The 13,264-nt window shown below is 50.2% G+C and carries 9 protein-coding genes and 1 pseudogene; 6 read left to right on the top strand and 4 right to left on the bottom strand.

Going from position 1 to position 13,264, the window contains the following annotated elements; all coding sequences use genetic code 11:
* Window positions 1–18 precede the first annotated feature (18 nt).
* Window positions 19–1,230: a PepSY-associated TM helix domain-containing protein gene (locus tag B0F88_RS17410; RefSeq protein WP_374953589.1), complete on the top strand. Its 1,212-nt coding sequence runs from the start codon at window positions 19–21 to the stop codon at window positions 1,228–1,230.
* A 445-nt stretch (window positions 1,231–1,675) separates the two neighbouring features.
* Here the strand turns inward: B0F88_RS17410 and B0F88_RS17405 are convergent, their stop codons facing one another.
* The gene (locus tag B0F88_RS17405; protein ID WP_104425220.1) at window positions 1,676–2,620 is read right to left on the bottom strand and encodes a helix-turn-helix transcriptional regulator; all 945 of its coding nucleotides are present in this window, start codon (window positions 2,618–2,620) and stop codon (window positions 1,676–1,678) included.
* Between the two features lie 481 nt (window positions 2,621–3,101).
* On the opposite strand from B0F88_RS17405, the gene B0F88_RS17400 reads away from it, so the two are divergent.
* The 5 genes and pseudogenes from B0F88_RS17400 (at window position 3,102) to B0F88_RS17380 (ending at window position 10,981) form a co-directional block, all read left to right on the top strand.
* A complete protein-coding gene (locus B0F88_RS17400) occupies window positions 3,102–5,207 on the top strand; it encodes a TonB-dependent receptor family protein (RefSeq protein ID WP_181049945.1) in 2,106 nt (701 codons plus the stop codon).
* Between the two features lie 163 nt (window positions 5,208–5,370).
* Window positions 5,371–6,624, top strand: a complete 1,254-nt coding sequence (locus B0F88_RS17395; RefSeq protein ID WP_104425218.1) for an amidohydrolase family protein — start codon at window positions 5,371–5,373, stop codon at window positions 6,622–6,624.
* Window positions 6,625–6,725: 101 nt separating this feature from the next.
* A pseudogene (locus B0F88_RS17390) lies at window positions 6,726–6,902 on the top strand (IS1 family transposase); the annotation flags it as partial.
* A 397-nt stretch (window positions 6,903–7,299) separates the two neighbouring features.
* Window positions 7,300–7,992, top strand: a complete 693-nt coding sequence (locus B0F88_RS17385) for a hypothetical protein (RefSeq protein WP_104425216.1) — start codon at window positions 7,300–7,302, stop codon at window positions 7,990–7,992.
* 85 nt (window positions 7,993–8,077) lie between these two features.
* Complete coding sequence (locus B0F88_RS17380; RefSeq protein WP_104425215.1) at window positions 8,078–10,981, top strand: methyl-accepting chemotaxis protein; 2,904 nt, start codon at window positions 8,078–8,080, stop codon at window positions 10,979–10,981.
* Window positions 10,982–11,420: 439 nt separating this feature from the next.
* Here B0F88_RS17380 and B0F88_RS19955 read toward each other — a convergent pair whose 3' ends face one another.
* From B0F88_RS19955 to B0F88_RS17365, 3 genes are all read right to left on the bottom strand, one after another.
* On the bottom strand, window positions 11,421–11,717 hold the full coding sequence (locus tag B0F88_RS19955) for a type II toxin-antitoxin system RelE/ParE family toxin (protein WP_104425214.1): 297 nt from the start codon (window positions 11,715–11,717) through the stop codon (window positions 11,421–11,423).
* Window positions 11,702–11,944: an addiction module protein gene (locus B0F88_RS17370; RefSeq protein WP_219820914.1), complete on the bottom strand. Its 243-nt coding sequence runs from the start codon at window positions 11,942–11,944 to the stop codon at window positions 11,702–11,704. Before B0F88_RS17370 ends, B0F88_RS19955 begins: the two co-directional genes overlap by 16 nt.
* A gap of 125 nt (window positions 11,945–12,069) precedes the next feature.
* Entirely contained in the window at window positions 12,070–13,137 is a 1,068-nt protein-coding gene (locus B0F88_RS17365) for a hypothetical protein (protein WP_104425213.1), read from the bottom strand.
* Between the last annotated feature and the right edge of the window lie 127 nt (window positions 13,138–13,264).

The following is a 13,264-nucleotide window of genomic DNA, read 5'->3' as shown; positions in this document are numbered from 1 at the left end:
TTTCCGGTGCTTAACCCAATGACGACAGCGAAAGCCGATACCCATCTGACCAAACTCAAAGCCCGCCGCAAACTGTGGCTGGATGTGCATTTATATCTCGGCTTGATTGCCGGCGCGATATTGGCCGTCGTCGGCTTGACCGGCGGCATTCTGGTGTTTTATCAGGAAATGCAGGAAGTTTTAAACCCCGAGCTGGCTGTTGTTTCCGTGCCGCCCGAAAATCAGAAACAATTGCACAGTTTGGACGACATCGTTGCGGCGGCGGAAACGGCCAAACCGCAAGGCAGCCGTTTTTTCAAGGTGTATTATCCCCGTAAGCCCGATGTCGCCTACAAATTCCTGTACTTTGTCAGGGCTGAAAGCCAAGCGGACAACGGCGACGGCTATTACATCTTCGTCGATCCTTACACGACTCAGGTCAAGGGCTTGCAGCTCTGGCATCCCAAGGATCGGTACTGGGGACGGCCTTTGGTCAGTTTCATCATGCAACTGCACTGGTGCTTGTTATCGGGCAAAAAAATCGGCGGCGTGCTCAACGGCATTTTGGCGGTATTATCTGTTATTTCTCTGTTGACGGGCCTGATCGTCTGGTGGCCGCTGACCGGCAAATTCAAGCAAGCCTTAACCTTCAAGCGCCATGCCGGCGCCGTGCGTTTTAACTTCGACCTGCATAAAACCGTCGGTTTTTATTCGGCAGTCGTGCTGCTGCCGGTGTTGTTTTCCGGGATTTATTTTAATCTGCCGGATCAGGTCAACGTACTGGTCAAGTTGTTATCGACGACCGACAGGCCCAATGCCTTCAGCACTATTCCTGCCGAGATTCACAGCAGTCCGCCGCAAGCGGGCCGGCAGCCGGTAAGTTTCTCGACAGTGGAAGCCATTGTGCAGGAGCGCTATCCCGCCGGTAAGTTATGGATGCTCAATGCGCCGAAAAACCGGGAGGATGTCTATACGGTAATGAAAAAAGACGTCACCGAAATAAGCCGATTTACCGGCTATCGCGATTTCGCCGTCGACCAATACAGCGGCGAGATACTCAAAGTTTACGACAGGGGCAGCGGCAGCGCCGGCGATATTTTTCTGGATTGGCAATGGCCGGTCCATAGCGGCCATGCTTTCGGTTGGACGGGACGGATTTTGGTGTTACTTTCAGGGCTGGCTTGTCCGGTTTTGTATGTGACCGGGGTGATCCGCTGGCTGCAAAAGCGTAAGGCGAAGCAAGCCAAATAGGTGGGGCGTGGAAACCGCTCATGCTTCGATAAGACTCTCCTGAGCGCAGCCGAAGGGCTCGGCACGAACGGTTTTCACTCGCTCCAACTGATAAGCACATAGCTAAGGAACGTGCATGGAATAACTTGAGCAAGTTTTATTTTTCATTTTTTAACCATGAAGGACATGAAGCGGCATGAAAGGTTTAAGGATATGGTCAGTAATAACGTCCCGACATAGATCGGATGAAATTTTTCCGTTCGCCCTGAGCTTGTCGAAGCCTGTCATAAGCTTGTCGAATGGGGGGGGGCGGAAAAATTTCGATCTACCGCGTCAAGCCCTAGTGCTCAGTCAGTATTGATCTGTCGAGTAAAAATCGTTCAACTCAGCGTAAATCCGCTCATCCTTCGACAAGCTCAGGACGAACGGATTTACTTTTACCTGACAAAACAAGAATGACTGAGTATTAGTGGTGCTTGGCAATTTGCTTGGGGGAAACGCCAAAATGCTTGGCGAATGCCGCGCTGAAGTTGCTGGCATGCTGATAACCGACCAAGTCGGCAGCAACACTGACATGGCATTGCCCGGTTTTCAGCAGCTGATAGGCGTGGTTCATCCTGATTTCCAGCAATAAGCCGTAGGGTGTGTTGTTTAAAAAATGATGGAACAACTGCTTTAACTTAAGCTGATTAGTTCCGACCCGCTTGGCAAGATCCGCTACCGAAGGCGGATGCCTGAATTCATTAAACAAAATATCGCGGGCCAGCATCGCCTTGGCCTGGTCTTGTTGCGAGAACTTTGCAGAATGTTGCGGCGCATCCTGGAAAAGATGGTTCAATTCAGAGGCCAAAACAGTCATCGCCAGTCCGCGCCTGAAAACCGGTTTAACTTCATCGGCGACATTGCAGGCCGTTAACAACTGCACGGCCAAAACGCCTTCTGCCGAGATAGGCCGGCAGCTTAACAAACGCATGTCCATGCGATTAAGCAAACCTGCCGTTTTGGTCTTGCCGAAAACCCGATCCAGCCAGTTTTTACCCATAGAAAACCGCAGCTGAAACATGTCTTTCTCCGCTTCATACTGACGCTCCCCGATGCTTGAACCGAACGTTGTTATCGACGTGTAGCCCTGCTTAAACAAGAGTTCGGAACCGTGGTTGTTGATGAAGCGGGAACGGCCTTTTATGCCGAGCGTTACCACCAAACGCGGTTCCTGCTGCTCGATATTGCTTAATACGGCGACGTTTTTCCGCGGCGCGTAACGGGTTTCTATATAACTAAAGTCCTGTTCCAGCTGGTAAGCCTTTGAATAGCCGACTCCCAAGTGATCGGGTAAAAGCTGTTGCAGGCACTGCTCCCCCGGCAGGAATTCGGTTGACAGCTCTTCGTTTCTGATACTAAGCGGCGGCATCTTCGGTTTTTTCCTATCAAGTTGCAAACACGATCAAGAACATCAAGCACAAATCACGCCTTGATTTCATTATTCAATATTTTTAGGGATTTAACCTGCAAAATCCGGTGAAAAAATGCAGGGATGCTTAGAAAAATAGGTCATATCCCGCACTTCGGTATCAAAAACAGGTCATATCGCGCATAAATTTGTCCGGCTACGTTTGCCATACAAAACATTACGTTTGCCATACGAATGAGTCCCGGCCTGATTGCCGTTATTGGATAAACTTTTTCCGATTAAACAGCCGGGTCAATCGCACAGATTGATTTGAATGTTGAATAAAAAATGCTCAGTCAATGCTGAGTTGTATTTTCTGCTAGTTAATAGCATTACTTAAGTTGGAATTATTATGAAGTGCTTACGCTCCAATCGGGTTGTTACGCTTTTACAGTTAAGCGGCCCCTTATTATGTCTTCCTTTTTTTCTGAGTTCCGCCGCAATGGCGAAAGAGCAGCCGAAAACAGCTGAAGCAAAGCAAAAAATAGCGAAAAAACAGCCAAGCACCGAGCTTAAAACAATGGTGGTGACGAATAAGAGTGAGCAAAAGCTTGCCGCCGCCAGTGCGGAAGTTGCGCTTTCTCCAGGAGGCGTCAGCGTGGTTGACATCAATGATTTACATGATCGTAACATTTCCAGCGTAGCGGATTTTTTCCGCTATGTGCCCGGCGTTTGGGCGACCAGCCAAAGCGGCAACGACGAAGTGTTTATCACCAGCCGTGGTTCGAATCTGGATGCCAACAACTTTGCCGGGAGCGGCGTTAAGTTGCTGCAAGACGGCCTGCCGGTTACTGCCGCGGACGGCAACAACCACAACCGAATGATCGATCCGCTGGCCTCGAGTTTTGCAACCGTTGCTCGCGGAGGCAACGCGTTTAAGTACGGCGCCAGTACTTTGGGCGGCGCTATCGATTTCACATCACCCACCGCCCATGACAGTCCTACCGCGAGGCTCTCGCTCAGCGGCGGCAGTTTCGGCCAGTTCCTCGGACGCGGCACGGTCAGCAAGGTTTTCAATGACAGCTTCGACGGCCTGTTGACTCTTGAAGGAAAGGAATGGGACGGTTTCCGCGACCATAACAAACAGGATCGCTTTGGCGTATACAGCAACTTCGGCTGGAAAATATCCGACTCCATCGTTAACCGTACCTTTGTGAGCTACATTAAAAACAATCAGCAGTTGCCGGGCCAGCTGACTCGGGCTCAATTCGACGCCAATCCCTACCAAGCCAGCACCCAGGCTATCGGCGGCAATTATCAGTTGAACACCGAGACCGAGCGTGTCGCCAACAAAACAACCTGGACCATTGATGACAAGAGTTCTCTCGATGTCGGTTTTTCTTTTGAAAACCAGCATCTTTATCATCCGATCGTGGATACGGTGCATTTTTTCCCCGGCGATACCGCGGACAGGTTCAGTCTGCTGGTCGATTCCGTCCAGCAGGACTGGGGTACGACAGCCCGCTACAACCTGCGCCTGGATAGCCATGACTTATTGCTGGGCGTGAATTACGGCACCAACTCGGATAAAGGCGGCAACTACACGAATGTCGGCGGCAATCGCGGGCCTATGACCAATCAAATAACCAAGGAAGCCGATAATGTCGAGATTTTTGCCCAGGATCATTGGCATATTACCGATAAATGGACGTTGACGCCCGCGTTGCAAGGCGTGTTCGCGCACCGTGAAGTCAACAACACAAAATTACCCATTCCTCAGGACGCCAACTTCAATGTGTATTCTCAAGGCGGCAACCCCAGCAATGACTATAGCGGCATTAATCCCAGCTTAGGCTTGATGTATAACCTGACCAAGAGCGCCAGCCTTTACGGCAATGTCAGCCGCTTGTACGCGCCGCCGACTAACTACAATATTTCGGACAATATCACCGCCGGCTTAACCACGACCGATCTGAAGGCGATGGAAGGCACTTCCGTCGAAATAGGCACGCGCGGCAATCAAAAACTCGGCAACTTAAACGATGTGAACTGGGATTTGGCGCTGTATTATTCATGGCTTAACAACGAAATTCTATCCACTACACCTCCAGGCGGGTCTGCCAAGGCGGCGAATTTTGATAATACCATCCATGCAGGCGTTGAAGGTTTAATCGGCGGCAGCTTTGCCCTGGACGGCAAGGGTACGCATACGATCAAACCCATGCTGACCTACACTATCAACCATTTCAGCTTTGATAATGACCGCACTTACGCCAACAATGCGTTACCGGCTGCGCCCAAATACTTCTTAAAAGGCGAGGCCATTTACCACCATGCGAGCGGATATTTTATCGGGCCTACTTTCGATGTAGTCGGGAAGCGTTGGGGAGACTACGCGAATACTTATAAAATTGATTCATACGGCTTGCTGGGCATGCGCACCGGTTGGTCCAATAAAAATTATAAAGTGTTTCTCGAGGGCCGGAACTTGCTGGATACCAAATACGTTGCCAATACCAATATTATGAACACCGCGACGGCAACGGATGCGATGTTAAACGCCGGTGCGCCAGTGTCATTTTATGGCGGCATAGAAATCACGTATTAATTGCTCATCAGCTTTACCTCGCATCCAAGAGGGCGCAGACCGTTTTACGGATGTTGCCGTATTCCTATGCCGGACGGGACATGTTGTCCGTCCGGCATAGGAACAGGTCCCAGCGCCATACATTCCAAGCTGTCTTATCATTGTTCAACCAAGGTTTTCAATCATGCCGATACACGTCTTTAGGCAGCCGTTCTATAAATGCCTGCCGGTATTGCTGTTCACGCTCAATGGCTGTGTAGCAAGCCAAGCCTCCATGCAAAAGCCCGATACAAACGCCATTCTGGTACACGCAGAGCGGGTGTTTGACGGCAATGATTTTAAAACGAACACATCGGTCTTAATCGAAAACGGCAAAATAGCCCGGATCGATAGCCGCGAATCGTTCCGGCACATTACCGCGAAAGAAATCGACTTGGGCGACGCCACGCTGTTGCCCGGATTTATCGAGCTGCATGCGCACATAGGCTACCACCATATTCCCGGCGACACCGTTCTTAAACACGGCATCACCACCGTGCGCGATGTCGGCGGACCGGTGCATCCATCCTACGGCGGCGACGGCAGCCTGAGAGTGCTGACTTCCGGGCCGATTATCACCGCTCCCGGCGGCTACCCGATACCCAGCCTTGGCGAAACCGATATTGCGATTCCTGTTGCGACGGCAGAGGACGCACGGAACGCCGTTCGCAACTTGGTAGAAAACGGCGCCGCAGTGATCAAGGTCGCGTTGGAGCCGGGCGGGGAGACGGGCGCGCCCTGGAATTCAGAACATGGCCACGGCCATCCGTCGGCGCATCATGAATCCGGCCACCAAAAGCCCGGATTGCATCGGCAGTGGCCTTTGTTGCCGGAACGGACCGTGCAAGCCATCGTCGAAGAAGCGCATCGCTTAGGGCGAAAAGTGACGGCTCATATCGGCGAATCCGAAGGAGCGGAACTGGCGATTAACGCCCATATCGACGAATGGGCGCATGTGCCTTGCGCGGCCATCCCCGAAACGCTGCTAAAAAAAGCGGTCGCGCAGCAAGTCAAAATCGTCACGACGATCGATACCTTATCTAAATGCCCCGGCGTTGTCCGCAATGTGCAAACGCTCACCGGACTGGGAGCCGAGTTTTTATACGGCGCTGAAATCGCGCATCCCGATATTCCCTGGGGTATCGATGCGCAGGAGCTGATCTATATGATGTCGCTCGCAAAAATGCAAGTGTTGGACGTCTTACGTGCGGCAACATCGAAAGCGGGGCGGCAGCTCGATATCCCGTTACTCGGAACCTTGCAAGCGGGCGCGCCTGCGGACATCATTGCCGTGAAAGGAAATCCGGTTGAAACGCCCAAAATCCTGGAATATCCCGATCTGATCATGTCGGGCGGCAAAATTGCGGTTAATAATTTTGAAAAGAGCGTGGATGAGTAATGGGTTAAAAAAGTGTAATTTGCTCATATAATAGCCAATATGACATGTTATCAAGAAATTACCTGCCCGAATTGTGGCAGCAACCAAATTATGAAGGGGGTAAGCGCAACACACAAAAAATTGAACGTAAAAATTTGAATTTCAGAACCTGGATTAATCGACTCACACGAAAAACAATCTGCTTTTCGAAGTTGGAAACACTGCGTGACACTGTCATCGGATTACTGATTAACAAGGTCGAATTTGGCTTGGATATTCATGCCAAATTTCAGATTTAACCCACCACCAAAAAACTGAGTAATTATGTTAGCCGCTTTCATGCCCTACGCTTTCCGTTTTAAGCCTATCAGGTTCTCGATCGGCACTGTGTCATATGCCCTGATTTTTCTGTGTCAAATGCCCCCGCCCATCGTTTAGCCGTTTGCCCAAGCCCAGCAACCACGCCGTTTCGCTGCGTTCTTACAGCAAAAACCAAGATATTTAGCATTTAACATGCCATTTGTGGCGGCATATTGTCGCGCGGCAATATGACTCATTTTCAAGGCCGCTTTTATTCCCTAGAATGCACGCAACTCTTGTATGCGCTCCCTCTCCTAAAGGGACTAGAGTCAGCTATTCTTCCTCTGTGTGCGGTCAGCAGCCCTGGCCGCATCTTTTTAGCCTACAGGTGGAATCATGAAACGGAATTACCAAACAGATACATCTTTCATTATTAATGACCAAGATTTGGTCAAGCAAATCGCCTTCCATGAAGCCGGTCACGCAGCCGCGATTTATCTTTGCAATAAACAAAAACAACTACCCCCGGTGTTTTTTCAAATCAGCATCAAAGCCCTGGATCGCCAACAAGACAGTCCCCTGAATACCTGCTTATTGACTCATGACCGCTTTGCCGCAGCCGTAGAGGGAGGCCGACTGATTCATAGCCTGCCGGTCGCGCTGCTTGAAAACGCTCATGACTTATCAATCGCTGATCAAACCGCCTACCAGACCGCCTTTGAAGCGGATATGATCAACCTGTTGGTCGGCCCTTTGGCCGAAGCAAAACATGTCGCCCTACGCGATGACGAGCTGTTTAACGCCCGGCTGGTTAACCTCAATGCCCTGCATAATTACGGCGGCAGCTTCGATCTTGAAAAGGTTAACGAATACCTGGACATCTTTATCGCGGATCGAAGCCGGCACCCGGAAAAGTTGGCTGAACTGTTCAACAAAGCCTTTCAATTCATCAGCTCGCCGGTTCACTGGCAAGCCATCGAGCGCTTGGCCCGTTATATTCTTAATAACGAGGAAAACATCATCAGCTGCGAAGCGGCGATTGCGGTGCTGGATCAAAACAAGGCTATGGGTGGACAAATGTTTTATTGATCGCCCGGATCACGTCTATTCCGCTTGAACAAACAAGAAACCCGCATGCCGCAAATTAACCAGCCATTAAACGGAAAAACCGCTCATGAAAACCGATAAGCAAGTAACCGATGTGGAACATATCCTTACCGGCAGTGATTCGATTGTTTCCAAGACCGATTTAAAAGGCATGATCACCTACGTTAACGATGCTTTTGTTCATATCAGCGGATATTCCAGAGAAGAGCTGATCGGTACGCCGCACAATGTAGTACGCCATCCCGACATGCCGCCCGAAGCGTTCGCGGATTTATGGACATCGATGAAAGCAGCCCGACCGTGGACCGGCATCGTCAAGAATCGCTGCAAAAACGGCGATTATTACTGGGTGCTGGCCAATGCCGCACCTATTTATGAACACAACCGGCTGGTCGGTTACATGTCTGTTCGCAGCAAACCCGACCGCGAGCAAGTCAAGGCGGCAGATGCGGCTTACCGGTTATTTCGTGCAGGCAAGGCCCGCAATCTTCAAATTCAGGACGGCAAAGTCGTTAAAACCCAACTGTTGCAGCCGTTCAAGTTATTCAAGGATTTAAACATCAAATCCCGCCTGATAGCGATTATCGGCCTGCTGTCTATACTGCTGGCGGTTGTCGGCGGTATAGGGTTGTTCGGTATAAGCAAGGCCGAAGACGGTCTGCGTAATGTGTATGAGGACCGCACCCTGCCGATCAGCCAAATTTCCGCGATTCAAAAACTGCTGCTGACCAATCGGTTGAACATTGCCGCAAGCCTCAATAGCCCGACCCCCGAGACGATCAAAAAAAATACCGCCGACGTGGAGCAAAACATCGAGCAAATCACCCGGCTTTGGGATGACTTTAGGGCTAGCCGGTTAACGGATCAGGAAAAAATACTGGCGGATCGCTTTGCCGAGAACAGGATGCGGTTCGTGGCGGACGGATTAAAACCGGCCATTGCGGCATTGCGGGCCAATGACATAGGGCTGGCCGCTAGAGTCGCGGATAGAATCGACGGCCTTTATCTGCCGGTCGGAGAGGGCATCCAGCAGTTGACGCAATTGCAGCTGGATGTAGCCAAACAGGAGTTCGGAGCCGCCCGACTGCGTCATCAAACCATCCGCACTCTATCCATCGGCCTGATTGCGGCGGGCATTACGCTGGTTATAGGGCTCGGTTTGGCGCTGATTCGCGTCATTGTCCGGCCGCTGGAAACAGCCATTGCCCACTTCGGCCAGATTGCCCAAGGCAATTACAATAACATCATCGAGATTGAACGCCGGGATGAGATTGGCAAGGTGATGGAATCCCTCAAGGCAATGCAAACCAAGCTGGGTTTTGATGTTGCTGAAATCAAACGCATTTCAGACGAGAACCTGCGGGTCAAGATTGCGTTGGACAGCATTTGTACCGGCGTTATGATCACCGACAATGAGCGCAACATCATTTATGCCAACAAATCGGTGGTCGATATTCTCAGCAAGACCGAAGCGGATATACACGAACAATTGCCGAACTTCACAATTGACAATCTGATCGGCACTAATATCGACGACCTGCACAAAAAACCCGCGCATCAAGCCCAATTGCTATCATCCTTAACCGGCACCTATAAAGCCGGCGTACTGTTGGGCGACCGCTCCATGGTGGTGACAGCCAATCCGATGGTTAACGCACAAGGGCTGCGTGTGGGCACGGTGGCCGAATGGCTGGATCGCACCACTGAGGTAGCGATGGAACAAGACATGTCGATCATTGTCGAGGCCGCCGCAATGGGGGACCTGAGCAAGCGCTTGGACTTGCAGGACAAGAAAGGCTTTATTCTCCAACTGGGCACAGACATGAACCGGCTCCTGGAAACCAGCGAGAATGCGCTTAATGAGATTGCACGCGTACTCGGGGCCTTATCCCGCGGCGACCTGACTGAAACCATCACCAACGACTACCAAGGCACTTTCGGGCGGCTCAAGGAGGACTCCAATACGACGGTGGAAAAACTCAAAGAAATCATCGGCGTAATCTGGCATGCCACCGACAATATTAATGCCGGGTCTAAAGAGATTGCTTCGGGCAACAATAATTTATCGCAGCGCACCGAACGGCAGGCCGCCAGTTTGGAAGAAACCGCCGCCAGCATGGAACAACTGACCGCTGCCGTGCAACAGAATACTAAAAACGCAAAACATGCCAACCGGCTTGCAACGGACGCGTCCGAGATAGCCGGTCGAGGGGGCGTTATTGTCGGCCGGGTTGCGGCTACGATGGATGACATCAACGAAGCTTCGCACAAAATCGGCGATATTATTTCAGTAATCGACGACATTGCTTTTCAAACCAATATTCTTGCTCTTAACGCGGCGATAGAAGCCGCCCGAGCCGGTGAACAGGGCAGAGGTTTTGCGGTCGTGGCTATCGAAGTGCGCAACCTTGCGCAACGAGCGGCCTCGGCGGCGGAAGACATTAAAAGGCTGGTCGGCGATTCGGTAGAGAAGGTATCGGACGGCAGCCAACTGGTCGTTCAGGCGGGCCAAACCATGCAGGAAATACTCAGCTCTATTCGCGGCGTTACGGCCATCATGTCTGAAATTACCGTCGCCTCGATTGAGCAAAACGCCGGTATTGAACAAGTCAATCAAGCCATCGCGCAACTGGACGATGTCACCCAACAAAATGCCGCCCTGGTTGAACAAGCCGCCGCCGCTGCCGAATCGCTTGAAGGACAGGCGCAAAATCTGGCTGTTACCGTGGGCGGTTTCAAAATAGACGAGCAATCGCGCCATCGGCTGAAAGCGGTAAACGAGACGAAAGCCGCCGGCACCAAAGTACCGGGAATCCGATTGATCGGTCATAGAGGCCATCAAGAGCACGGCATCCTGGACATCATAAAAAGCCACGGCAATCACGCCCACCATGCGCGGGAAAGTATCGCGGTCACCAAGCAAAATTCTCAACGGGTGGCGGTTGTTAACGGCGATTGGGAGGAGTTTTAAATATCCCGGATAGAGGAAAAGTCAACGCTCGCGAGTTGCTTCTTCGACGGCTTTGGTAAAGCGGTCTCCTAAGGATTTGGTTAAAAATAACTTCCCGAAATCACTATTTTCGCTCGTCAAGCCGTTCGTGCTGACCCTTCGACTATGCTCAGGACTAAAGGCCTTGTCGAAGCATGATCGGCTTGACGTGGTAGGCCGAAATTTTTCCGTTCACCCCATTCGGCAAGCTCAGGGCGAACGGAAAATTTTTACTCGATCCATATCGGGAAATTATTGCCGACCATATCCTTAGGAACGTGCATGAAATAACTTGAGCAAGTTTTATTTTTCATTTTTTAACCATGAAGGACATGAAGCGGCATGAAAGGTTTAAGTCTTCATGTCCTTCATGCTCTTCATGCTCTTCATGGTAATTGCCTAAATTAATTTATGCACGGTCCTAGCGGTTTTTGGGCCAACGTCTCGGATTACGAGCGTCATGTAACACAGCAAAAATATGTATGAGATTGCCCCGTACCGCATAAAACAAACCGTAAGGGAATCGCGGAAGGAGAGCTCGGCGAACATTGGGAATTACCTCGGCATAAAGCAGAGGCGCTTGTTCTAGCCGCTTTAGCTGTAACTCCATTGCGGCGATGAACTCTTCACCGAGACCGGGGCTTTGCAATTCATACCACTCTTGAGCTTCGCCAATTTCACGCAACGCTCGCGAAGAGAATTTTAGGCGGAACGCCATGAGCCATCTTTAAGGCAGGATTTCACCTGCTCCCAAGAATAACCAGCTTCCGGGTTTGCCTCAAACTCTGCCATTCGTGCTTCGAGCTCAATCTTTAGTTCAGGCGAAATCTCCACGGCTTCAGGCACCGCTGCAACGCTGTCCCAGATAAGCTCAACAAGACGAATACGCTCTTGTATCGGAAGTTCAAGAATATCGGAAATAGAAATATTGTTCATATCGGACATTGTACCCCTTTTCAGAAAACACGCTAACGCAAAGCTCAGTTGCCGCCGCGATAGCGGCGGTCAACTGGAGCGTTAAGTTAGGCTTTATTGTTAAATTTTGCTGGGGTTCGCAAGCTCACCCCAGCCTACGCACTATGAGTTGAAGTAAAACCACCAATTCGCGTTGCCCTCGTTGGTTCATAAAGGCAACAGACACGGTTATCGAAAGCTATCCGAACAACCAGCTTTTGTGAAGCAGGCATATTAAGTGCGGTACGAATAGCGAGTGCATTCTGCACAACGATATTTTGATAATGTTCAAGTTCTGAAAAAATTTTTTTGCAGTTTACCCAATCTTCCATGGAGTCACCGGATGCCATTGTACCTACTGCGAGTGGAAGATAAACAGTACCATCAGAAACTGTCACCAGAAAGTTTGCATTGTAGCGACGAAGAGAGTGACGTTTGGCTGACTGAATATCTTCTGGATCAAGACCATTGTGTTTTGCACGAAGGATTAGCTTTGGCCAATTCCTGTGCAAAATCTCAACAAGCTGAGTATTTACCCACAGATATTCCTCGTTGTGAGGCAACGCCTGAATAACGAACACATCTGATTCTGCTATTACGCAGAATAATAGTTGATCGGTTCCCTCGGTGCGAAAGTGCAGATGTTGTATTCCCCAAGAGTTGAGCAAAAGGTCATTTTTATCAGGGTTCTTCTTTTTGAGAATGTCACGACTAAGGTATGGATTGAGATTGTCACCCGTTTTGATGAGAACCATAAGTTTTTCATAGTCTAGTCTATATTCATTTGGTATCGAAAGTTCACGCGACTCATGAACCATCCTTGGTTTCATTGCCGGAATGCGTCTACACACATTGAGAAAACGCATAGTATTTTCTTCAGGCGTACAACAATCTTTGTATTCGAGACTGTTGGCAGGAAAACCTGTGTTTTTCAGGTATTCAATCCAGTCATTTTTGAAATTTACATCAATCTGGTCGGGGGCAGTATTTGCGTCGAACTCCTTGCTGGCAAAGTCATCAACCATTGGGATGAAATCGTCTGAAAGGCAAAAATACGAACCCTCTTCTTGACTACGAACAGCAATATTCCCCATGACAGCCGCAGCAGCACAAGCACCTGCATCGGAGTGGATCACGAAAGTAGCATTATTTCCCTTTATTTTGGATAGAAACTCTTCGCCCATTTTCGCTGTATTCTCCAAGATATTCTGAGCCAGCCTAACGAATAAGGTTAGATTGTGTGAGCGATAGCGAGCCACAATCTGAACCGGTTGTTGGACAAGCCCGGTCGTAGTCGGAAAGCTGGCTTAT

Origin of the sequence: Methylobacter tundripaludum, from assembly GCF_002934365.1 — a bacterium.
Classification (GTDB): domain Bacteria; phylum Pseudomonadota; class Gammaproteobacteria; order Methylococcales; family Methylomonadaceae; genus Methylobacter_A; species Methylobacter_A tundripaludum_A.
The sequence above is the reverse complement of the archived record's forward strand: the minus strand, read 5'-3'. Positions and strand labels throughout refer to the sequence as shown.